General features: G+C 45.9%; 22 protein-coding genes, 2 tRNA genes and 1 riboswitch. Of the genes, 14 read left to right on the top strand and 10 right to left on the bottom strand.

The features are described from left to right. The first annotated feature begins 148 nt into the window (after nt 1–148). On the top strand, nt 149–1129 hold the full coding sequence (locus GWR56_RS00795; RefSeq protein ID WP_162429300.1) for a type I phosphomannose isomerase catalytic subunit: 981 nt from the start codon (nt 149–151) through the stop codon (nt 1127–1129). Between the two features lie 119 nt (nt 1130–1248). Here the strand turns inward: GWR56_RS00795 and GWR56_RS00790 are convergent, their stop codons facing one another. After that, on the bottom strand, nt 1249–1683 hold the full coding sequence (locus GWR56_RS00790; protein WP_162429299.1) for a response regulator: 435 nt from the start codon (nt 1681–1683) through the stop codon (nt 1249–1251). A 13-nt stretch (nt 1684–1696) separates the two neighbouring features. Then, nucleotides 1697–3178: an ATP-binding protein gene (locus GWR56_RS00785; protein ID WP_162429298.1), complete on the bottom strand. Its 1482-nt coding sequence runs from the start codon at nt 3176–3178 to the stop codon at nt 1697–1699. A 437-nt stretch (nt 3179–3615) separates the two neighbouring features. On the opposite strand from GWR56_RS00785, the gene GWR56_RS00780 reads away from it, so the two are divergent. From GWR56_RS00780 to GWR56_RS00765, 4 genes are all read left to right on the top strand, one after another. Next, nucleotides 3616–4683, top strand: a complete 1068-nt coding sequence (locus tag GWR56_RS00780; RefSeq protein WP_162429297.1) for a glycoside hydrolase family 2 TIM barrel-domain containing protein — start codon at nt 3616–3618, stop codon at nt 4681–4683. 45 nt (nt 4684–4728) lie between these two features. Then, nucleotides 4729–6276, top strand: a complete 1548-nt coding sequence (locus tag GWR56_RS00775; RefSeq protein WP_162429296.1) for a SulP family inorganic anion transporter — start codon at nt 4729–4731, stop codon at nt 6274–6276. A 114-nt stretch (nt 6277–6390) separates the two neighbouring features. After that, nucleotides 6391–6509: riboswitch (SAM riboswitch) on the top strand. A gap of 140 nt (nt 6510–6649) precedes the next feature. After that, the gene (locus GWR56_RS00770) at nt 6650–7285 is read left to right on the top strand and encodes a peroxiredoxin (protein ID WP_162429295.1); all 636 of its coding nucleotides are present in this window, start codon (nt 6650–6652) and stop codon (nt 7283–7285) included. Nucleotides 7286–7301: 16 nt separating this feature from the next. Beyond that, nucleotides 7302–7373, top strand: a tRNA-Cys gene (locus tag GWR56_RS00765). Between the two features lie 80 nt (nt 7374–7453). On the opposite strand, the gene GWR56_RS00760 is transcribed toward GWR56_RS00765, so the two are convergent. Continuing rightward, entirely contained in the window at nt 7454–7966 is a 513-nt protein-coding gene (locus tag GWR56_RS00760; RefSeq protein ID WP_162429294.1) for a hypothetical protein, read from the bottom strand. A 90-nt stretch (nt 7967–8056) separates the two neighbouring features. Between GWR56_RS00760 and GWR56_RS00755 the strand changes: the two genes are divergently transcribed. Then, the gene (locus GWR56_RS00755; protein ID WP_162429293.1) at nt 8057–8986 is read left to right on the top strand and encodes a DUF5996 family protein; all 930 of its coding nucleotides are present in this window, start codon (nt 8057–8059) and stop codon (nt 8984–8986) included. 41 nt (nt 8987–9027) lie between these two features. On the opposite strand, the gene GWR56_RS00750 is transcribed toward GWR56_RS00755, so the two are convergent. Both GWR56_RS00750 and GWR56_RS00745 read right to left on the bottom strand, forming a co-directional pair. Further along, nucleotides 9028–9681: a bifunctional 2-polyprenyl-6-hydroxyphenol methylase/3-demethylubiquinol 3-O-methyltransferase UbiG gene (locus GWR56_RS00750; RefSeq protein WP_162429292.1), complete on the bottom strand. Its 654-nt coding sequence runs from the start codon at nt 9679–9681 to the stop codon at nt 9028–9030. Then, nucleotides 9681–10160 (bottom strand): RidA family protein, encoded by a 480-nt coding sequence (locus GWR56_RS00745; RefSeq protein ID WP_162429291.1) that lies wholly within the window; start codon nt 10158–10160, stop codon nt 9681–9683. The genes GWR56_RS00750 and GWR56_RS00745 overlap by 1 nt, the downstream gene beginning before the upstream one ends. A 243-nt stretch (nt 10161–10403) precedes the next feature. Between GWR56_RS00745 and GWR56_RS00740 the strand changes: the two genes are divergently transcribed. Beyond that, entirely contained in the window at nt 10404–12533 is a 2130-nt protein-coding gene (locus GWR56_RS00740; protein ID WP_202925355.1) for a carbohydrate binding family 9 domain-containing protein, read from the top strand. A gap of 211 nt (nt 12534–12744) precedes the next feature. Further along, nucleotides 12745–12815 (top strand) — tRNA-Gln (locus GWR56_RS00735). A gap of 59 nt (nt 12816–12874) precedes the next feature. Here GWR56_RS00735 and GWR56_RS00730 read toward each other — a convergent pair. The 5 genes from GWR56_RS00730 to GWR56_RS00710 are packed head-to-tail and all read right to left on the bottom strand — an operon-like array spanning nt 12875 to nt 17420. After that, the gene (locus GWR56_RS00730; RefSeq protein ID WP_162429290.1) at nt 12875–13966 is read right to left on the bottom strand and encodes an alginate lyase family protein; all 1092 of its coding nucleotides are present in this window, start codon (nt 13964–13966) and stop codon (nt 12875–12877) included. Between the two features lie 6 nt (nt 13967–13972). Beyond that, nucleotides 13973–15160, bottom strand: coding sequence for a mannonate dehydratase (uxuA, locus tag GWR56_RS00725; protein ID WP_162429289.1), 1188 nt, complete (start codon nt 15158–15160; stop codon nt 13973–13975). 23 nt (nt 15161–15183) lie between these two features. Beyond that, nucleotides 15184–15546, bottom strand: a complete 363-nt coding sequence (locus tag GWR56_RS00720) for a cupin domain-containing protein (RefSeq protein WP_162429288.1) — start codon at nt 15544–15546, stop codon at nt 15184–15186. A 3-nt stretch (nt 15547–15549) separates the two neighbouring features. Further along, nucleotides 15550–16776: a glycoside hydrolase family 88 protein gene (locus GWR56_RS00715; protein WP_162429287.1), complete on the bottom strand. Its 1227-nt coding sequence runs from the start codon at nt 16774–16776 to the stop codon at nt 15550–15552. 20 nt (nt 16777–16796) lie between these two features. Beyond that, entirely contained in the window at nt 16797–17420 is a 624-nt protein-coding gene (locus GWR56_RS00710) for a YhcH/YjgK/YiaL family protein (RefSeq protein ID WP_162429286.1), read from the bottom strand. A gap of 281 nt (nt 17421–17701) precedes the next feature. On the opposite strand from GWR56_RS00710, the gene kduI reads away from it, so the two are divergent. The 6 genes from kduI (at nt 17702) to GWR56_RS00680 (ending at nt 23478) form a co-directional block, all read left to right on the top strand. Next, complete coding sequence (gene kduI / locus GWR56_RS00705; protein WP_162429285.1) at nt 17702–18538, top strand: 5-dehydro-4-deoxy-D-glucuronate isomerase; 837 nt, start codon at nt 17702–17704, stop codon at nt 18536–18538. An 11-nt stretch (nt 18539–18549) separates the two neighbouring features. After that, on the top strand, nt 18550–19365 hold the full coding sequence (locus tag GWR56_RS00700) for an SDR family oxidoreductase (protein ID WP_162429284.1): 816 nt from the start codon (nt 18550–18552) through the stop codon (nt 19363–19365). Continuing rightward, the gene (locus GWR56_RS00695) at nt 19365–20402 is read left to right on the top strand and encodes a sugar kinase (RefSeq protein WP_162429283.1); all 1038 of its coding nucleotides are present in this window, start codon (nt 19365–19367) and stop codon (nt 20400–20402) included. The genes GWR56_RS00700 and GWR56_RS00695 overlap by 1 nt, the downstream gene beginning before the upstream one ends. Beyond that, entirely contained in the window at nt 20392–21048 is a 657-nt protein-coding gene (locus tag GWR56_RS00690) for a bifunctional 4-hydroxy-2-oxoglutarate aldolase/2-dehydro-3-deoxy-phosphogluconate aldolase (protein ID WP_162429282.1), read from the top strand. The genes GWR56_RS00695 and GWR56_RS00690 overlap by 11 nt, the downstream gene beginning before the upstream one ends. Nucleotides 21049–21059: 11 nt before the next feature. Further along, nucleotides 21060–22352: an MFS transporter gene (locus GWR56_RS00685; protein ID WP_162429281.1), complete on the top strand. Its 1293-nt coding sequence runs from the start codon at nt 21060–21062 to the stop codon at nt 22350–22352. An 88-nt stretch (nt 22353–22440) separates the two neighbouring features. Further along, nucleotides 22441–23478, top strand: coding sequence for a LacI family DNA-binding transcriptional regulator (locus GWR56_RS00680; protein WP_162429280.1), 1038 nt, complete (start codon nt 22441–22443; stop codon nt 23476–23478). Nucleotides 23479–23520 lie beyond the last annotated feature (42 nt).

The following is a 23520-nucleotide window of genomic DNA, read 5'->3' as shown; positions in this document are numbered from 1 at the left end:
GTAGTGACGCCGTTGTGTCACCACTATTTTTAAACGCTTGACTATGAAGTGTTCACGAGCGTTCACGGGTGTTCACGACAGTGAACGTGAACACTTCTATTTTTGCTCCTTCAAAATCCCTAACTTAGCCGCATTAATATATACTACCATGTCAGCATTATATCCGCTAAAATTTAAAACCATATTTAAAGATAAAATATGGGGAGGCCATAAGATTGAAACTTACCTGCATAAAAACATTGGCAATTTGCCAAACTGCGGCGAAACCTGGGAGATCTCGGGCGTAAAGTCGGATGTTTCGGTTGTAGATAGCGGAGAGCTAAAGGGACAGTCGCTTGCCGACTTGCTGGAAAAATACCAGGGCGAATTGGTAGGTGAGAAGGTTTACAAGCACTTTGGTAACATATTCCCCTTGCTGGTTAAATTTATTGATGCGAATGATGACCTGAGCGTACAGGTTCATCCTAACGACGAACTGGCCAAAAAACGCCATAACTCGTTTGGTAAAACCGAAATGTGGTACGTGATAGAAGCCGACCCGGGCAGCAGCCTGATAGCCGGCTTTAACCGCGAAATGACCGAAAAGGAATATGTGGAAGCTTTAAACAGCGGCCATATTATGGATATCCTTAACCGGGAAGATGTAAAGGCTGGTGATGTTTTCTTTTTACCGGCGGGCCGTGTGCATACCATTGGCAAAGGTTTATTGATTGCCGAAATACAGCAAACATCTGATATTACCTACCGCATTTACGATTTTGACCGGGTAGACGACAAGGGCAACAAGCGCGAGCTGCATACCGAAGAGGCCCTGGCAGCAATTGATTACAAACATTACCCGGAATATAAAACGCTTTATACCCCGCATAAAAACGAGGATGTGCATTTGGTAACCTGCCCGTACTTTACTACTAACATGCTTGATTATACCCACGGCCTTGATAAAGATTATTCGAACTTAGATTCGTTTGTGATACATGTTTGTATAGGCGGCGAATACACCATCAAATACGATGGCCTGGCTTACCCGGTAAAAATGGGCGAATGCATACTGTTGCCAAAAACCATCGGTAAAGTAGAGCTTAAAACCACATCGGGCTTTAAAATTTTAGAGAGTTATATAGAATAACAGATTTCACGGGTTCCTTTTACTTCATCGATATAAAAAGACCGGGTTAATTTGAGCCCGGTCTTTTTATTTATTTATTTATTATTTGTGCAATCGACTGTCAATCGGTGTAATCCTGATCAATTATAGCGTTCCATATCGGTCGGGTTTTGCAGTTTTCTTGCTATCTCGGCCAGGTATAACTCGTCAATAGGTTTTAAAAGATAATCAGCAATCAGCGGGTTATTTTTGGCGCGCTTGATATCGCCCAGATCAACCGACGAACTGATCGTGTAAATTGTGATATTTTTTCCCAGTTGAGATTTTATTTCCTCAAAAGCAGCGTTAAATTCCCAGCCGTTCATCACCGGCATGTTAATATCTACAAATAAAACGTCAGGTAAATGGTTGCTATTTTGCGGATCTGTTAAATAATCAATAGCTTCTTTGCCATTGTTAAAATGCAGTATTTTGTCAAATAAGCGCCTTATAGCTATTAATTTTTTAAAACCGTAAGTGAAAATTTCATCATCATCAACAATTCCGGCTGTCACAATTTTGTTTTCGGTATTCATTAAAGGGTATTAGTTATACCAGCTTTATAGTAAATTTTGTGCCAACGTTTACGGCGCTGTCTACCTGTATGCTTCCGCCCAGGGCTTCTACCTGGTTCCGCGTAATAAAAAGCCCTATGCCCTTAGCGTCCTGATTATGGTGAAACGTTTTGTACATGCCAAAAAGCTCGTCGCCATAACGTTTCAGGTCAATGCCAATCCCATTATCTTCAAACACCAGGTAAACCTCGCGCCCAATTTTGTGGGTGTTAATATTTATAACCGGGTTACGATCGGGATGCTTATATTTTATAGCGTTGGTAAGCAGGTTCTGAAAAATGCTTTCCAGGTAAGCGGGTATATAATCTATTTGCGGACAGCCGGCAAAATCAATATTGATCTGAGCACCGGAATTGGCAATATTGGTATGTAATACCGATTCAACGTTGTTGTATATGGTCTCAAAATCAATAACCTTCCTTCCCTTGCTGATTTCTGATTGTATTTTAACTATCTCATCTAAATGCCCCATGGTGGCGCTCAGGCTTTCGCTAATGGTTTTGATGTGCGAGAATATTTCGGTACGGTCGTCCTGCAGGTGCGATTCTTCAAACAGGTTTACCATAAACTTAAGGTTTCCCGCGTGCGAACGCAGGTTATGCGATACAATATAAGCAAAGTTTTGCAGCCGCTTGTTTTGGTCGTCTAACAAATTTAAAGATGATTGCAGCGTGATGCCCTTCTTTTTGATGCTGTCGATATCCTGGAAGATGCCCCTTAGAATAATGCAATTGCCATAATCATCAAGCACGGGCACGCCCTTGCACCGTACCCATATTACGTTATTCCTGGCGGTTTTAAATAACACCTCAATATCATAAGGCTTGGAATATTTTATAGCGTTTTCGATAGCTGCTGTAAGCACCTGGCGATATTGAGGTTCAAAAAAACTGATGGCTTCGGGTACCGTGATTTGGGGCTGTGCATCCAGCTCAAAAATGTTGTATGTCTCTTTCGAAAACCTCAACGCCATTGTAGCGGCATCGATTTCCCAGCTGCCAATTTTGGCTATACGTCCAATTTCGGCGCACTTAAGTTCTTTTTCAGCAACCTTTGTCTCGCTTACTTTAAGCACATTAATATTGCTAAGTACGCCGTATATCACCGGTCCGTCTGCGGTATCATGTTTTTGAGTGGTACTTTCAAACCATTGATAACCATTTTGTTTGGTAAGCAGCCTGATATGCACAACCGGCGAATTGCCAAGCCTTGTATGATAGGTTGAGGCTAAGAAGGCCTGTTTATCGTGGTAATATAGCAGATGTTCAAAAAAGTAATTGTATGAGCATTCTATCTCGCCCGGTTTATACCCCAACGCAGTATAAAACCCCGGCGACCATTTAACCTGCCGGGTATCGGTGTTATACTCCCAAATGCCTAAATGTATGTTGTCAATTATACGCGCAATATGAGCTATGCTTTCGCCAGAAAACTTATGACCGTCAGAAAAACTCATTTTACACTTTAATCACTAATCTATAATTACCACATGGCCTAATAAAATATATGCCAAAAGCGCAATTCTGTTATAATTAAAACCAAAAGTTGTATTAAACCCGCAGTCTTAAATATTTTTTATTGCTTGCCATCCGGGCTTTTCAACGCTTATTGGTTATTGTCAAAATTTCTATAGCGCTGAAAATTACCTCATTAAACAATGTAAGGGTCTTATACGGTTTTTTACCCGCAGGGTTATGAAAATTTGAGCGGATAAAAATAGTATAATATTCGGCGAAATAATATCATAACTGAAAAGAAATATTATTGCTATTCAATGTGTTCATAAAACCCGTAGCGTATTAGGCGGATTTATATCCGTTTAAATTATATGTGAGTTTGACATTATTAATTACAGCATCATTTTCTATATTTAACCCTATCAAATTTAAAACGATGGGAAAACAATTTTTGAAGCTGCTTACAATTGTTCTGATATCAATAACGGCCGGCGCATCCGCACAAACAGCGCCTGCAGGTAAAGTATGGTCGGTAGCCAAGGCTAATGCCTGGTACGCCCAGCATAAATGGATGACCGGTGCAGATTTTATACCCAGCACCGCTATAAACCAGTTAGAGATGTGGCAGGCATCAACCTTTGATCCTGCAACCATAGACCGCGAACTGGGTTATGCCGAAGGGATTGGTTTTAATACCATGCGCGTGTTTTTACACAGCCTTGCCTGGCAGCAGGATAAAGCCGGTTTTAAAAAACGTATTGCCCGGTACCTCGCCATTGCCGATAAGCACGGCATTAAAACCATGTTTGTGTTTTTTGATGACTGCTGGAACGCCGGTGCCAAAATTGGTACCCAGCCTGCGCCAAAGGTTGGCGTACACAATTCAGGCTGGCTTCAGGACCCGGGCAACCGCCTGAACAACCCCGGTGAAACCGCCATGCTGCAGGCTTACGTAACTGACGTTATGACTGCCTTTAAGCACGATAAACGCATCCTGCTATGGGACCTGTATAACGAGCCTGGCAATTCAGGCAAAAAGGAAGCATCACTAAACTTATTAAGCAAGGTATTTAGCTGGGCGCGGGCGGTAAATCCCGATCAGCCTATATCTGCTGGTTTATGGGATTGGAGTTTTGAAAAATTGAATGCCTACCAGGCCCTTAACTCGGATATTATTACTTACCACGATTATACCGACGAAGCCTCTCACCTAAAAACCATACAACTATTAAAAAGCCACGGCAAACCGCTTATCTGTACCGAATATATGGCCCGCACCCGCGGAAGCAAATTTGCCAATGTAATGCCTATGCTCAAAAAAGAGAACGTGGGCGCACTTAACTGGGGTTTTGTAATGGGTAAAACCAACACCATTTACGCCTGGGATAACCCTATGCCTGATGGCAGCGAGCCTAAAGAGTGGTTTCATGATATATTCCGGAAGGATGGCACACCTTACAGGGCCGAAGAAGTGGAGCTGATAAAAAAACTAAACGGAAAGTAGAACAGCAATACGCCCGGTTGCAGGCATTTTTATAGCTTTGCAGCTATGAAGGCGAGCTTTAAACTATTTGATTTTACACAAAAGGTTAACTATAAAACCGAAATACTGGCCGGCCTTACTGTTGCCATGACCATGATGCCCGAATCATTGTCGTTCGCCATATTGGCGGGCTTCCCGCCATTGGTAGGTTTGTACGCTGCTTTTATAATGGGGCTCGTTACGGCTATATTCGGCGGAAGGCCGGGGCTCGTTTCGGGCGGGGCAGGGGCCACGGTTGTAGTGCTGATAGCATTAATGAAGGCCAGCGGGATAGAATATGTATTTGCCGCGGTGGCATTAGCAGGCGTTATCCAGATCGCCATTGGTTTATTTAAACTGGCAAAGCTTATCCGCCTGGTGCCGCAACCTGTTATGTATGGTTTTGTAAACGGCCTGGCGGTAATCATTTTTATGGCGCAGCTACAACAATTTAAAACGGTGGTTAACGGGCAACCGGCCTGGCTTAGCGGCGCTCCATTGTTAATTATGGGCGGCCTTGTGGCGTTAACCATAGCTATTGTGGTGCTTTTCCCAAAAATTACCAAGGCGGTACCATCGTCGCTGGTGGCAATTATTATTGTATTTGTTTTGGTGCTGGGTTTTGGTATCCCCACAAAAACAGTAAGCGATATTGCGTCTGTCAGCGGTGGTTTTCCGCCTTTTCATATCCCAGCCATTCCGCTAAACTTTCACACGCTCAACATTATTTTCCCTTATGCTTTAATTATGGCAGCAGTAGGCTTAACAGAGGGGTTATTAACCTTAAACCTGGTTGATGAAATGACCGCAACAAGGGGCAACGGCAACCGCGAATGTATAGCACAGGGTAGCGCCAATATTTTAAATGGTTTCTTTTTTGGGATGGGCGGCTGCCCCATGATAGCGCAAACTTTGGTAAACCTGTCGGCGGGGGCAAGGGCCCGGTTATCGGGTATTATAGCATCGCTTACTATTTTATTGATCATACTTTTTGGAGCGCCTGTGATAGGCAGGTTGCCAATGGCTGCCCTTACCGGTGTGATGATCATGGTGGCCTTTGGCACTTTTGAATGGATAAGCTTTAGGATATTTAATAAAATGCCTAAACAAGATGTATTTGTGGGGATATTGGTTGCTGTTGTAACCATACTGCTGCACAACCTTGCATTGGCTGTGTTGATAGGCGTTATTATATCGGCCTTGGTGTTTGCCTGGGAAAGTGCAAAACGCATCCGCGCCCGTAAATATATAGACGGTAATGGCGCCAAACATTACGAAATTTACGGCCCGTTATTTTTTGGATCGGCAACGGCGTTTTCTGAAAAGTTTGACATCTCCGGCGATCCTGACGAAGTGATTATAGACTTTAAAGACAGTCGCGTTGCCGATATGTCGGGTATTCAAGCCCTTAACAAATTAACAGAGCGATATCATAAGGCAGGCAAAAAACTCCGTTTAAAGCATCTGAGTAAAGATTGCATCGCTCTGCTAAAAAATGCCGCTGATGTTATTGATGTAAATATTATGGAAGACCCGCATTACTGGGTAGCAACAGAAAAAGCCGGAATAAATTAAAAATTTCTTGCTGAAATTCAGATGTTTAAAACCGAGGGTAAAAATAAATTATAAAGTCTATAGGAATTATAGAATTTATAATTACTTTTGTGATGTAATCGTTCTTTAAATATATACTTATCCAGAAAGACAGAGGGAAAAGGCCCTATGATGTCTTAGCAACCTGTACAGCTTTTAGCTTGTATAAGGTGCTAATTCCTGCTTCGCCACATAGCGTCGAAGATAGATAAGCTGATTTAAAAGACCAACGTGTTTTGCATCCAAAACATGCTCTTGCATCTGCCGGCATCCCTTTAAATTTCTTGTATAAGTTTTTTGCTACTTTTAAACATAGCTATGCTACGTATTAATATCAACTTAAAACAAAAAAACCATGAGTTTACGAATTGGCGACGACGCCCCAAATTTTAAAGCACAAACATCACAAGGCGAAATTGATTTTTACGAATACCTGGGCGATAGCTGGGGAGTGCTTTTCTCGCACCCGGCCGACTATACCCCCGTTTGCACCACCGAACTTGGTAAAACAGCTGCCCTTAAAGATGAGTTTGCGAAGCGTAATGTAAAAGTAGTAGCCTTAAGCACCGATAATGTAGAATCGCACAAAGGTTGGATAAAGGATATCAACGAAACGCAGCATGTTGAGGTTAACTTCCCTATTATTGGCGATGAGAACCGCGAGATATCGCAGGCTTATGATATGATACACCCCAATGCCTCGCTAACAGCTACCGTACGCTCGCTGTTTGTGATAGGCCCGGATAAAAAGATAAAACTGATCATCAGCTACCCTGCCTCAACCGGTCGTAATTTCCAGGAGATATTAAGAGTGATAGACAGTCTGCAGTTAACCGCCTATCATAGCGTAGCAACCCCTGCGGATTGGAAAGATGGCGAAGATGTAGTGGTGCTGCCATCAATCAAAACAGAAGATATCCCGGCTAAATTCCCTAAAGGTTTTAAAGAGGTAAAACCGTATTTGCGTACAACGCCGCAGCCTAATAAATAATCGGGCTGAAAGATAAAGTCGCGTGGCCGAGAGGATAGGTGTTGGTCTGCAAAACCATTTAACGGTAGTTCGAATCTACCCGCGACGTCTGAAACTATACTGACTGACTATAATGACGGGGCGGTGGGCTGAGGAGTCCATCGCCTTTTTTGGTTATTGCAAGGCATTTTAATTAGCCTTTAAAATGGCTAATTTCATGTCAGAAATTTCTGTTATCAATCTCTTAGCCAAATCTACCTGTTTCATAAGCTTTTGATTTTGCTCAATTAATTCTTGAGGAGAACCTTCATCAACCTGTAAAATATTTAGGTTGTTATCAAATTGGAACGAATAACATTTAAATACAGTAGAGCCTTTTGCCTGTACAATATGAATCACTTTATAAATAGTTGTTGTGTTAGGGTAACCGGGATATGATTTATCAATAGCTAAAAGGCTGTCAATTTTTACATTTATTTCCGGATAAGTGGTTCTTTCTAAAATTTTTTTATTAATGCGGGGATGCTCTGCAGATACCTCACTCCAATTTGTAGCAGCCCGATTTTTAGGGTAATGGGAATTAGAATTAAGATAATTTTGAGCTTTAGCCCTGATTTTTTGAATAAGAATATTTGATGTAACATTTTGCGCTTTGGCAAATAAGCCAAGAATAATTAAAGCGATCGTAAAGGTGAGTTTCATGATGTTAGTTTATAGTCGTTAAATATAGTAATGCTAATTTAAATAGTAGAATATTACACATATTATACTTCTTGAATTGTATATTTACGTATGAATACTACCACCAACACCTGGCCAAAGCTCGATTATCATTACCTGAAAGATACCCTTGCCACCGTTCACATGTGGACGCAAATGATAGGCAAGGTGCGCCTTAAAAAAATGCCATGGATAAACCATTCGTGGCAGGTTACGCTTTATGTAAGCGCAACGGGCTTAACAACAGGCAGCATACCCTACGGCGGCGGCGTGTTCCAGATAGACCTTGATTTTATAAAGCATCAACTGCATATCACCACCAGTACGGGCGAAAATATCTCATCGGCATTAGGCGCCGAAACCATTGCAGCTTTCTACAACGAGTTAATGGCTAACCTGAGGTTGGCGGGTGTTGATGTCGAGATTTATGCCGCACCTAACGAGGTTGACCCTGCCATACCCTTTGCCGAGAACCAAACCCCATGTACTTACGATGGGGAGGTGATGCACAACCTGTGGCAGGCGCTTATCAGGATACATAATGTTTTTACTGAGTTCAGGGCTGGCTTTTTGGGCAAATGCAGCCCGGTACATTTCTTTTGGGGCGCGTTCGACCTAGCAGTTACCCGTTTCAGCGGCAGGCCTGCGCCAAAACATCCCGGTGGTGCCCCAAATATGCCCGATAACGTAATGCAGGAAGCCTACTCACACGAGGTTAGCTCATGCGGGTTTTGGCCTGGCAGCGAGGCGTTCCCCCAGCCGGCATTTTACGCCTATTGTTACCCAACTCCCGAAGATTACGGCAAGCAGCAGGTAAGCCCGCCCGAAGCGTTTTACAGCCAGGAAATGGGCGAATATTTTTTAATGTACGAAATGGTGCAGCAAGCCGCCAACCCCGAAGATACCCTGATGCAGTTTTTGCAAACTACCTATAATGCCGCCGCCACAACAGGTAATTGGGATAGAGCGTTAGAGTGTGATCTGCAAGGATTTAAAAGTTAATTGCACGGTGAAGCGCTCAAGCATGAACGGATGTTGCGTTTTTATAAAGGGAAAGTCCTATCTCCTGCAGAGGACTTAGGCGTGGCAGCTTTCCGCAAACACCAGGTCGTCATGCACCTTAAATTTTGCACGTTTGTGGTTTTTATCGGCTCAAAAAGCTCGCCGCCTAAGTTGGCTGTATACTCCAGCAGCACCTGTTCATTCACCAGAAAACGTTCGGAGCCATCGGGCAAGGCGTAACGGCTGTTGCCCAGGGGAATCACTTTATCTTCTATCCCAATATCAGAGGCCAGCCGCGCGAAAAAATAACCGTCGGTTTTTAATGCGCGCCATATTGATCGGAGCATTGCGTCGAAGTGATTGCTATCGGCTGCAAAATGCAGTACTGCGCTGCAAACTATCAGGTCGAACATTTCATCTTCAAAGGGCAGTTGTTCTGCCTTGCCTATGCTGAAGTTTGTTGGCGGAGTAGCCGGAGCGAGCTCTTTAGCCAATGCTTTTACCAGCGCCACTGCTTCAGGATTTGGGTCGATGCCATAAACCTCATAGCCGTTTTGCAGAAAGTATACGAGGTTTCGCCCGCCGCCGCAGCCAACATCCAGCACGTTTGTGCACCCATCAAAGCGCCCTTTTAAAAGCTGGTCGAACAGGTAAATATCAATATTGCCGTAAAGCTGCTGCAGGTTGTTTGCCATTACTTCTTTTCTATTATTGCCGTCGCTTCAATTTCTATCAAAATATCATCCCTGAAAAGTTTACTAACCTCAACCAGGGTGCTGGCCGGTGGCGTTTGGATGTTAATATACTTATCGCGCGCATCACGTACCGCCTGTATCTTTGATACATCTTTCAAATAGTAGGTCAATTTAATCACATCCCCCATGGTGCCGCCGGCTGCTTCAACAATATGTTTAATATTGGCAAAAACCTGCTCGCTTTGTTTGCCGACATCTTCCTTACCCACCAATTCGCCCTTTTCATTTAAAGCCACCTGGCCCGACAGAATAAGCATTTTGCTTTTGCCCAGGTCAACCTCTGCCAAATGCGAGTACCCTTTAGGCGTTGATAAGCCCGGAGGGTTTTTAAAGGTGACTGTACGCTGCTGCATCAAAGGCGCTTGTGCAAGGCAATTGGCGCTTATGCAAAGTAAAACCAGATGTAAAAACTTTTTCATTGTTGAATTAATTTATTGTTGCATTTACCCAACCGTGCATAAGGTGAATCAAGGCCCCTGCAATGTAACAATATTAGCACGTGTTTTAAAAATACATATGTGGCTAAGGCATGGTTAGCTATTTTAATTTAATATTTATATTATTGTGTACCGTTAACACAATAGCGGTGGTATTATCTCACATCCTAAGTACCATACCAATTGCTAAAACCAAAGTTTACCCTATTACTAATGTGCTGTTGCATGTTTAGTAGTTTTGTTTTCGCCCAAAAAAAGAACGCCGGCTACCGGTACCACATCAAGCGGGCGGGGTCACCCATAAAAATTGATGGCTTGCTCGACGAAGCCGACTGGCTTAAGGCCGATACCACAAGCCCGTTTTTTATGGTATTGCCTATGGATACCAGCCTTGCCAAACTACGCACAGTAGTTCGCCTGGCCTATGATAACGATAACTTTTACATATCGGCGGTTTGCTATACGCCAAAGGCGGGATACATGGTCGAATCGCTGAAGCGCGATTTCAGTTTTTTAAAGAACGATAACTTCATTTTTTTTATGGACCCCTTTGATGCCCGTACCGATGGCTTTAGCTTTGGCGCCAACGCGGCAGGGGCCCAATGGGATGGCACCATGTATGAAGGCAGCAAGGTTGACCTGAGCTGGGATAACAAGTGGTACTCGGCTGTAAAAAATTATCCGGATAAATGGGTGTTCGAAGCGGCCATTCCTTTTAAAAGTATTCGTTACAAAAAAGGCATAAAAGAGTGGGGGATCAACTTTAGCCGCAATGATCTGGTCACTACCGAGAAATCGAGCTGGACACCTATACCAAGACAATTCCCAACCGCCGCGCTGGCTTACACCGGTACGGTTGTTTGGGATGAAGCGCCGCCGGTGGCTACACATAACATATCAGTCATCCCTTACGCATTGGGTGGCATCACCAAAGATTTTCAGAGCAATAAACCGGCAGTTTGGCGTAAAGAAATTGGGGGTGATGTAAAGGTAGGGCTTACATCGTCGCTTAACCTGGACATGACCGTTAACCCCGATTTTTCGCAGGTGGATGTGGATCAGCAGGTGATAAACTTGAACAGGTATGAGCTGTTCTTCCCCGAAAAGCGTCAGTTTTTTCTGGAGAACGGCGACCTGTTCGCAAACTTTGGTTATGGCGATATCAGGCCGTTCTTTTCGCGCCGGATTGGGCTTAACGCGCCTATAAGGGCCGGTGCAAGGCTAACCGGCAAAATTGATAAGGACTGGCGCGTAGGGGTAATGGATATACAAACCGGGCAGTCATCGTCTGATAATTTACCGGGGCAAAACTTTGGCATAGTAACCCTGCAAAGGCGGGTTTTCTCGCGGTCGAATATTGGTTTTATGTTTGTAAATAAGGACGGTACCGGCAGCGCCCCCGCACCGGGTAGTGCAGCCAACGCGTACAACCGTAACATAGGCGCCGAATTTAACCTGGCATCATCAAACAACCAATGGACCGGCAAGCTACTGGGTTTAAAATCTTTTACGGCAGGGGTAAAAGGGCGCGAATTTGTGCAGGCGGCCAATTTGCAATACCTAAGCAAATACTGGACAGCGGCCTTGCAACAGCAATATGTAGGTAAAGATTACAACGCCGAAGTGGGCTATGTACCCCGTACCGGTTATAATAAGTTGAACCCGCTGCTGCAGCACAACTTTTTTCCTAAAAGCGGGGTGGTATTATCACATGGCCTGCAGTACACCGGTATTTACTTTTTTGACGAGGCTTATAAACCAACCGATAACGAAAGCATCCTCAGCTACCTGATCACCTTCCGCAACCGTGGTACCTTAACCATATCCGCGCTTGATGATTATGTGAAGCTGCTGCGCGAATACGACCCTACCAATACCGGTAAGGACAGCCTGCCCGTGGGCTTTAAAAGCCATTGGAACACCATCGATGTACAATACGCATCAAAACCACAAAGCGTGTTTACATATCTTTTTGAGGTTGCCCGCGGCGGTTATTATGATAACGGTACCAAAACCACGTTGGTAGGGCAGTTGGGCTACCGTTTTCAGCCGTATGTTAACCTGATATTAAATGCCTCATACAACGATCTGCAATTGCCCGCGCCATATGGCCGTAATAAATTCTGGCTCATTGGTCCGCGGGCTGATGTTACCTTTACCAATACGCTGTATTTTACTACGTATGTGCAATACAACGAGCAGGCACGCAACATGAATATCAACAGCCGCCTGCAATGGCGCTACAAACCAGCATCCGACCTGTTTATCGTTTATGGCGATAACTCCATCCCATCGCCCTTCACTGTTAAAAACAGGCAGTTTACCATTAAATGGACCTATTGGTGGAATATATAGTTGGATGGCAGATGAATGGAGAGATGTGTTTCACCAGTGTCACCGTTGCGAAGTTCTTCACCACGTCATTGCGAGGAACGAAGCAATCTCTTTAGGACAATGATAGACATGTATAAACCCATAGCTTAAAGAGACCGGAGAAATTTTACTGCATTATGGTTGCAAACATCTGTCAATTTTATACTTTTGCAGCATTAAGCAATACCGCTATTTTCCTGTAGTGTAACGGTAGCACACCAGACTCTGACTCTGTTAGTAGTGGTTCGAATCCATTCAGGAAAACTAAAAAGGGCGAATGATCTGATGGTCATTCGCCCTTTTTATTCATAAATAGCTGTCTGTTATGGTTTTACAACAGTAAAAGCATTAAGTGCCATTCGCCAGTTCAAGTAGTTGTCATCGTGCATAGCCAGGTGGATTATTTTGTTATATCCTTTATCAAAGTAAGCTGCCAGCGAGAAGGTGTGAACGCCGTTAACAGGCTCGAACAATGTACCTGGCGCATAGCCCTTTTCGCCGTTTTCGGCCCGTTTTTTATCAAAGGGAACGGTACTTTTTACAAATTCCGGGTGGGTTTTTTCGCCGGTCATATAGGGTGTCATATAATCAACGCAGTTTTTTATGGTAGATCCGTTGGCGGTTTCCCAGTCAAAATAATTTTTGCCTGTTGCCCGGTAAATGGCTATGCAAGCCGATATAAGTGGCTCAATATCATAAGTTTGGTAATGGAAGGCGTCGCGTTCCATCAGGTCGTGCGTGGTGCCATCAGGGTTTAAGTTTACGTTAAGCTGTTTTTCAATTTCTGTAGTGATGATGCCATCGTATTTGTTATTGTGCAACGTATAGGCTATCAGCGTTATCATCTTGATACGGTGCGAGTTCCAGTTGTTAATGGCGGTGCCGCGGCTGCCTTTGGCGTATTTGCTATCCACCATTGCATCGGCAATGCTGCGCAGCCAATCGTCTGTAAGGGTGCGGCTTTCTGCTGTAACATCCTCTCTCACAAGGTCGTACGCGGTAACCATGTCTTCCAGTTTGGTTTGGTTGATGGGGTCGTCGGTGGCTTTGTTGATCTTTGCCCAGGCGGTAAAAAAGTCTGTTGCTTTGTTCAGATAAGCGGTTTTTCCCGATATTTTGTAGGCAAATGCCAGCGCGTAAACCTTAGTGGCATCTTCCAGGGCTTTCAGGCTTGCGGTCTTCCTGGGGTCGCCGGCGAGCAGGCCCTGCGACAAAATAACTGCTATCGGGTTGGGAGTTTCACTCAGCGATTGGATGGCAATTACTTGAAAATTCCTGAATATTTTCGAGAAATTTCTGTCTTTTTTGAGGGTTTCGCGCATCAGTTTTACCTCGTTTTTGTCAAGGCTTACAAACTGCGCGTCGGCACAAAAAGTTACAAGCGCGAGGGTCAAAAAACAGAGGATCTTTTTCATGTCAAATTAAATTTCTAATGATCTTTTGATACCCAGTTCCAGCCCGCGCAATTCGGCCAGCCCGCGCAGGCGGCCAATGGCCGAGTACCCGGGATTTGTTTTTTTGTGCAGGTCATCGAGCATTTTATGCCCGTGGTCCGGGCGGAAGGGCATGATGGTATCTGTTCGGCCCGCAGTTACCCTTTTCTGCTGTTCCAGCAGCAGGGCTTTCATCACGGCGTACATATCCACATCGCCGGTAAGGTGGTCGGCTTCATGAAAGTTGCCCTCATCGTCGCGTTTAGTGCTGCGCAGATGGATAAAGTGGATGCGATGGCCCAGGCGCTCAACCATTCCCGGCAAATCGTTACTTGCTATTACCCCGAACGATCCGGTGCAAAAGGTAAGGCCGTTATTTGGGCTATCTATGGCGTTGTAAATATCCATAATATCCTGTTCGTTACTTACCACGCGCGGCAGGCCGAGAATAGGGTAAGGCGGGTCGTCGGGATGGATGCATATTAGCACGCCACCCTGCTCTGCTGCCGGAATAACCTCGTGCAGAAAATGCGCCAGGTTGGCTTTCAGTGCTTGCGCGCTGATATGGCCGTACGAGGCCAACATATTTAAAAACCCGGCCGGGGTGTAACCCTCCTCTGACCCGGGCAAGCCGGCTATTATGTTTTTTACCAATTGCTGTTTGGCGGCTTCGCTTAAACTATCGTGGTATGCCTTTGCCTTTAACTTTATGGCTTCCGGATGGTCGTGTTCCGCGCCCGGCCTGTTCAGAATATAAATATCGAAAGCGGCGAAGGCAGTGGTGTCAAACCTTAACGCGGTAGAGCCATCGGGCATGGGGTAGTCCAGGTCGGTGCGGGTCCAGTCGAGCACCGGCATAAAATTATAGCAAACAATGTTTATACCGCATTGCCCTATATTAAGCAGGCTTTGGCGGTAATTTTGGATGTACCGCTCATAGTTGCCGCTTCGTTTTTTGATGTCCTCGTGTACGGGAACACTTTCAATTACCGACCATCTTAGTCCTGCTTCCTCTATCAGCTTTTTCCGTTTCAAGATCTCTTCTACCGGCCAAACTTCGCCATTGGGGATGTGGTGCAGGGCGGTAACAATACCTGTGGCACCGGCTTGCGTGGCATCGGCCAACGTCACCGGGTCATCAGGGCCGTACCAGCGCCATGTTTGTTCTAAGCTCATTTAAGTAGTTTTGATCGCCTAATTTACAAAGTATATTGTTCGCTATCGGCAGCTAAAAAATCCCAGCGGGCGGGGCTAAAGGCGTCAATCAGCATACCGTCTTCCAGGCAAACGCAGCCGTGCACCGTAAACGGCGGCACATAATACCCATCACCTTTACTAATGATCTTTACCGTTTCGCCCATTGTCATTTCAAATGCGCCACTTTCTACATAGCTAACCTGCGCGTGCGCATGGCTGTGCAGGGCACCGCAAGCCCCTTTGCTAAATCTTACCTTTACCATCATCAGCTTATCATCATAGCCAAAAACCTGCCGCTGTACCCCATCGCCAACCTGTTGCCATTCAATGGCATCACCCTGCTGAAATAAACCGCTTTGTATCATAGCCTAATTTTTTAGCGTCCCTGGCGAGTTGATGACCGGCTTTTTTTCGGCCAGGCGTTTTTGCCGAAGCAAGGCCTCCAGGTAATAATAATCGGCATAAATAATGGGCACATCTATTTCGCTGTTGGCCGGTTTATGTCCGGTGCTGTGCAACAGCAAAAAGCCCCTGGCGCTATCGGGCTGCGCCTGGTAGCCTTTGCCCAGGCTGTTTAATATCTTGTCGGCTGTTTTTTTGTAGCTAGCGGCGTTTTTGCTGTAGGTGCTTAATTCGTACAAAGCAGACGCGGCAATAGCTGCTGCCGATGCATCGCGTGGCTGGTTACCCAGTTTAGCCGCGTCGTAATCCCAATAGGGCACCAGGTCGGGCGGCATCTGCGGGTTGCTGAAAATGTATCGGGCGATTTTCTCAGCCTGGTCAAGATAGGTTTTGTTACCGGTTTCGCGGTAGCACATGGTGTAGCCATAAAGCCCCCATGCCTGCCCGCGAGCCCAGGCCGAGCTATCGGCAAAGCCCTGGAGGGTTTGTTTGTTAAGCACCTTGCCGGTTTCAGGGTCGTAATTAATAACGTGGAACGAACTGTTGTCGGCCCTGAAATGGTTTTTAAGCGTAGTGTTGGCGTGTGTTACCGCCACCTTATAAAAGCTGGAATCGCCGCTTAGTTTGGTCGCCTCGAACAACAATTCCAAATTCATCATATTATCAATGATCACCGGGAACTGCCATTGTTTTTGATGGTCCCATGATTTGATGCAACCGACAGTTGGGTTAAAACGGGTAATAAGTGACCGGGCCGCCTGGATGATGTCGTCCTTATATCTCTGCTGGTGCGTTAAGCGGTAGGCGTTGCCTACGCTATTATATACCATAAAGCCAAGGTCGTGTGTGCCGGTATTGCTTTTTTCGGCTTCCATCGCTGCAGTAAACGGTTCAGATCGTTCTTTCCAGAATTTATCGCCGCTGTATTCATACAGAAACCACAGGTTGCCGGGAAAAAAACCGCTGCACCAATCCTTTGGCGATACCATCACCAGGTCGCCATTTGTGTTCAGTGCACGCGGCGATAACAGGTTGGGCTTGTTGGCAGCCGCGTTGGTTTTGGCTGTTTCGGCTAATAAAAGTTTTGTTTGATGCTTTGCGAATTTGAATGCTTCGCGCGCGTTGTTTTGAGCCGATACGCTAACAGCAGCGACGCTCAATGCTATAAGGGGTATAATATGTTTAATGTTCATGGATGTATTTAATAGGCCGTTTAATTGACCACTTTAATTTTTATCACTAATTTTTTTACCACATCATAACCCGCCACCTTAATGTTAGGGCGATGTACATCCTGCGGAAAAAACAAAAAGAATGTGCCGGGTTCGGCGATGTACGAAGCACCTTCGGCAGTATAGTTTGCGGCGTCGCTGGTTTCGCTGTAGGGTTTGGTAATGGTGGCTTTATTTATGTCGATAACATTAATGCGCTCTTTGCCCTTTATTACATATTGCAGATCGATGTATTTGCGGTGCGATTCCCACCCCGCCTTATCCAGGTCTTTGGAAGGCGCCTCGGTTACGCTGGCATAAGCGTTCTCTCCATCAATAGGGTGCTTGCCCGCGCTTAGGGTATCCAGGTTTTGTTCGCGTAAATAGCTAAACACTTTATCCCACACCGCTTTGTTGTTATGGTATTGCTTATAAAACTCAACCGCGTTTACATGCTTATACAAGTTTAATTTTAAGCCGTTCTTCCATTTATTGCTTTGTACCCAATCCCGGGCGGTTTTGGGGTTAACATTATTGCCGGTGCCGGTTTGGGCCATTGCTGTATTTTCCATCGCGATAAAACTGATAGCAGCTATTGTTAGCCGAAATAAAGGTTTAACTTTCATGATATTATTCAATTGGTTTATAACAAGCAATGCACCCGGCGGCTATGCCTGAACTGCGCTGCCATAGGTCAATATTACAAGGAAATAGTTTAAATATCAGCCGGTGGCTGCCACTAATTCTACGCAAACGTTATAGTAAAGGCCGTGTATTTTATATTAATTTAGTAAGCGAAAGTTTTCGATAACGTTTGCGTAGAAATAACAACACGTTTATTTCAAATTAAAATATCATAATTGTAGACTTGCTGAACATTATACATTAAACTCTAACACTTCCTGTTTTGAAAGTAATACATAGCGTTCATCCCGGTGATTTTAAAACCTACCAGACCGAACAGATACGCGACCGCTTTTTAATTGACGACCTGGTAAAGGCAGACCAGGTAAACTGCGTTTACACACATTACGACCGCATGATAATAGGCGGTGCACACCCGGTTAGTAAAACCTTAGTACTTGAAAATTACGATAACCTCAAAGCCGGGTATTTTTTAGAACGCCGCGAGTTAGGCATCATCAACGTTGCCGGTGATGGCCGGGTAACTGCCGACGGCCAAACTTTCGACCTGAAGAAAATGGATTGCCTGTATATAGGTAAAGGCGTAAAACAGGTAAGCTTTACCGCAGTTGATGCCGCCACGCCGCCGGTGTTTTATTTGCTATCGTCGCCGGCGCATGCAACTTATCCAACAACCTTTTTGCCCATTGAGCAGGCCGAAAAGGTACACACCGGCAGCAGCGCCACCGCTAACAAGCGCACCATTAATAAATATATACATAACGGCGCGGGCGGCATAAAAAGCTGCCAGCTGGTTATGGGTTTAACTACACTGCACGAAGGCAGCGTATGGAACACCATGCCGCCGCACGTACACGACCGCCGTATGGAAGCTTATTTTTACTTCGATATCCCCGCGGGGCAAAGGGTGTTTCACCTGATGGGCGAGGAAGCCGAAACCAGGCATATATTAATTGATAATTACGGCGCTGTTGTATCGCCGCCGTGGAGCATGCACGCGGGGGCAGGTACCGGCAGTTACAGCTTTATATGGGGCATGGCAGGCGAAAACCTGGATTATACCGATATGGATGCCATCAGCATTGATAACATAAAATAGAAATAAGCACAGTGGAGAATAATTTTTCGTTAAAAGGGAAGGTAATTGTTGTAACCGGCGGCACAGGCATACTGGGCAAATCTTTTATAGATGGCATTGTAGCAGCCGGAGGCGCCGTAGGGATACTGGGCCGCAACAAAGAGGTTGCCGAAGAAAGGGCCGAAGCTATTAATAAAAGCGGCGGCCAGGCCATCGCGCTGATTGCCGACGTGCTGAAAGAAGACGACTTAAAAGCCGCCGCTAAAGCGGTGCTTGATAAATTTGGCCGCATAGACGGGCTGGTTAACGGCGCGGGCGGCAACATGCCCGAAGGTGTGCTGCAGCCCGATGAGGACATATTCAATATGAACCTTAACGGGATGAAAAAAGTAATGGAAGTAAACCTTTGGGGCACCCTGCTGCCTACGCAGGTGTTTGGCGAAGCCATTGCCAAAACAGGCAAGGGTAGTATTGTTAATATATCATCCATGAACTCCAAGCGGGCTATTACCAGGGTATTGGGCTACAATATGGGCAAGGCCGCGGTTGATTGCTATAATCAATGGTTTGCCGTTGAGCTGGCCAACCGTTATGGCGATGCGATAAGGATGAACGCCCTTGCTCCCGGCTTTTTCTTAACAGAACAAAACCGTAACCTTTTAACAAAGCCCGAAGGCGGTTACACCGACAGGGGCGCATTAGTTATTAAGCAAACGCCGTTTAAACGCTTTGGCCACCCGGATGAACTGATTGGCGCGCTGGTTTGGCTGCTGAGCGACGCATCGGCATTTGTAACCGGCTCTATGATATGTGTTGACGGCGGGTTCTCGATATTTGGAGGAGTTTAATGGAAACAGGCACGCAAAGTAACGACACGGTTTTAACCTTTGGCGAACTGCTGCTCAGGATATGCCCTGATGCAAGCGGCAACTGGCTTGAAAGCAGCAGCCTGCCGGTTTATGTTGGCGGCGCCGAATTGAACGTGGCTACCGCGCTGGCTTTGTGGAATGTTAAAACAAAGTATTTTACCGCCATGCCCGATAACAGCTTGTCGGAGCAGATCATTAATTATGTCGCCGAAAGGGGCATCGATACTTCGGCTATCCATAAAGGTGCAGGCCGCCAGGGTTTATTTTATTTAACCAGCGGTGCCGACATGAAACACGACGCGGTGATCTATGACCGTGCAGGCTCGGCATTTGCCGAATTAAAGCCCGGCGTTATTGATTGGGACCAGGTTTTAACAGGTGTAAGCTGGTTTCACTTCAGCGCTATCTGCCCGGCGCTGACGCAGCAAACGGCCGACCTTTGCGAAGAGGTGCTGATAGCAGCATCCAAACGAAACATCACCATATCTATCGACCTTAATTATCGTGCAAAGCTTTGGAAGTATGGCAAGGAGCCGGAGCAAATTATGCCGCGACTGGTAAAATATTGCAACATGGTAATGGGCAATGTTTGGGCGGCCGAAAGCTTATTAGGCATACCGGTTAGTCCGCAGTTGACAGATAGTGATACAAAAGAAAACTACCTCGCCGAAGCGCTTAGCAGTTCGAAAAAGATAATGGAAAGATTCCCTGCATGCAGAACAGTTGCCAATACCTTCAGGTTCGATGATAAAGGCGGCATAAAATACTATACCGCTTTATACCAGGACGGGCAACTATATAACTCGGCCGACTATACCGCCGACACAGTAATTGATAAAGTAGGCAGCGGGGATTGTTTTATGGCCGGGCTGATATACGGATATCAGGAAAAAATGGAGCCTTTGGCAACGCTGAGTTTTGCCACTGCCGCCGCGTTCGAAAAATTATTTATTAAGGGCGATGCCACGCAAAGTACTGTTGACGAAATAACCAAAGCCATTAAAAATGACAACTAAGCAGCAGGTACAGGATAGTATTGTAGAACAAGGTGTGTTGCCGCTTTACTATAACGAAAGCCGCGAAGTGAGCATAGCTGTTACCGAAACCCTTTACAAGGCAGGCATCCGTGCCATTGAATATACTAACCGTGGGCCGGCAGCGCTTGATAATTTTAAGGCACTTAAAAAGCAGCAGCTGCAATTGCCGGGCTTGCTTTTGGGCATCGGTACCGTTAAATCTGCCGACGAGGCCGAACTGCTTGCCGCCGCCGGTGCGGATTTTTTAATATCGCCGCTGGTTAACCACCAGGTTGCAGCGGTTGCCGCAAAACACGGCCTGCTTTGGATACCGGGCTGTATGACGCCCACTGAAATTTACGAAGCGCAGGAGCTTGGCGCCAAAATGGTGAAGCTCTTCCCCGCCAATATACTGGGGCCTGCGTTCGTATCGGCGGTTAAAGACCTTTTCCCGGGGGTGCAAATGATGCCTACCGGCGGAGTAGAAATGAGCCTGGAAAATATTACGGGATGGTTTAACGCGGGTGTATCGGCTGTTGGGATGGGCAGCAAGCTGATCACAAAGAGCATCCTCGAGAACAAAGCGTACGACCAGTTATATACAGAAACGTTGCGGGCATTACAGTTAGTAAAGTCGGCACGATAACAAAACCAATTATGACCGATACCAAAAAAACCAACTACCGGTGGATCGTTGTGATCCTGCTGTTTTTTGCCACGACCATTAACTACCTCGACAGGCAGGTTATCGGCTTATTGAAACCAAAGCTTGAAGAAGAATTTAACTGGACAGAAGAAGATTACAGCCACATAGTTATGGCTTTTCAGGCGGCTTATGCTATTGGCTTACTGGCCTTTGGCGGCTTTATCGATAAGCTGGGCACCAAACTGGGGTACACCATATCGCTCATTTTTTGGAGCGTGGCGGCCATGCTGCACGCCATTGTAAAAACAACTTTAGGTTTTGGCGCGGTAAGGGCGGCGTTGGGCCTTGGCGAGTCGGGTAACTTCCCGGCGGCCATTAAGGTTGTTGCCGAGTGGTTCCCCAAAAAGGAGCGTGCCCTGGCAACGGGGATATTTAATTCGGGCGCGAACATAGGCGCGGTAGCGGCACCCATAATGGTTCCCTGGATACTGGGTATTTACGGCTGGCAGATGGCCTTTATCATAACCGGCGCCATCGGTTTTTTATGGCTGATATTCTGGTGGATATTTTACGAGGTTCCGTCAAAGCATAAAAAGATTAACAGTGCCGAGTTTGAGCACATACACAGTGATGTTGACGAACCAGCCGCGGAAGACGGCCCGCAGGAAAAGATAAAATGGGTGCGGCTGTTCGGCATCAGGCAAACATGGGCGTTTGTGGCGGGCAAGTTCCTCACCGATCCCATCTGGTACTTCTTCCTGTTTTGGCTGCCATCGTACTTTGCAAGCACCTTCAAGCTTGACCTTACCAAACCAAGCCTGCCCCTTGTATTGGTTTATACCGCTACAACTATCGGCAGCATAGGCGGGGGATATTTATCGTCGCGGTTCATTAAAAGCGGTATGCCCATATTCAGGGCGCGTAAAACTGCTATGTTCATTTTCGCGTTGTGCGTAGTGCCCATATTTGCGGCAAGGTATGCGGCCAATATCTGGCAGGCTGTGGGGTTAATAAGTCTGGCAGCAGCGGCCCACCAGGCCTGGAGTGCCAATATCTTTACCTCAGCATCAGATATGTTCCCTAAACGGGCGGTAAGCTCGGTTGTGGGTATAGGGGGTATGGCGGGGGCCGTAGGCGGTATAGCGTTCCCGTTCTTTATCGGCTGGATATTAGATTCGGCCAAGGCATCGGGTAATATCACCGCGGGTTATAACATTATTTTCACCATGTGCGCCTGCGCTTATTTGCTCGCCTGGTTCATTATGCACCTGTTAACCCCCAGGATGAAGGTGGTGAAACTGTAACCTGATATTTCCATAAACAAGTAAGATTTATTACATTGGTGAAATGTTAAGCACAGTATTGATGGTGTTTGCTTGGCATTAACCTAATATGAATTTTAACAGTATTACAATTAAGGATATAGCTACGGCGCTTAACCTCTCGGTTTCTACCGTATCAAAGGCGTTAAGGGATAGCTACGAGATCAGCGAGAATACAAAAAAGCTTGTAACTGAGTATGCCGAGCAGCACAACTACCGGCCAAACCCCATTGCCCAAAGCTTAAAACAGGGGCATAGCAAATCAATCGGTATCGTAGTTTCGACAATCGAAAACCAGTTTTTCTCGCAGGTGATCAACGGCATCGAATCCGTAGCTTACGAGGCAGGCTTCAATGTGATCATTACCCAAACCCACGAATCGTTCGACCTGGAAGTAAAAAACGTTGACCACCTTACACACCGGTCTATTGATGGACTGTTGATATCATTATCTACCGAGACCAAAGACTTTGAACACCTGCACAAGCTGCACCGCCAGGGCTTGCCTATTGTTTTTTTTGACCGCATAACCGACGAGATAGACACCCATAAAGTAATTGCCGATAATTTTAAAGGAGGGTATGACGCCACCCGCCACCTGCTGGATTCAGGCTATAAACGGATAGCGCATATTACCAGCCCGCCAAATATTTCTATCACCAAAGAACGTTTTGCCGGGTACAGTAAAGCGCTTGAGGAGGCAGGCATAACTATGGGCGATGAATACATTAAACACTGCCCGCATGGGGGGCGCGATGTGGGCGAAATTGAGAACGCGCTGAACGAACTGCTATCGCTGAAAGAAAAACCCGACGCGATCTTCACCACATCCGACAGGATAACCACCACCACTTTGCTGCTGCTGAATAAACTGCAAATAAAGATCCCGCAGGAGATTGCCCTGATAGGCTACACCAATACCACCCTGGCCGACGCGCTGAACCCCTCGCTTAGCTCGGTTTATCAGCCGGGTTTTGAAATGGGGCAAAAGGCCACCCAAATGCTGTTAAGCCTTATTTTATCAAAACGCCCTGTACACGAGTTTGAAACTATTGTATTGCCTACCCAACTGGTTACCCGCCATTCAACCGCGCGCAAAACATCATAGTTAGCCAGGCCGCAGCGAAAACGATATCGTAAATAAATATCC

Origin of the sequence: Mucilaginibacter sp. 14171R-50, assembly GCF_010093045.1 — a bacterium.
In the GTDB taxonomy this organism is placed as follows: domain Bacteria; phylum Bacteroidota; class Bacteroidia; order Sphingobacteriales; family Sphingobacteriaceae; genus Mucilaginibacter.
Note: the sequence above shows the minus strand (reverse complement) of the source record. Positions and strands in the feature narration are given on the sequence as shown.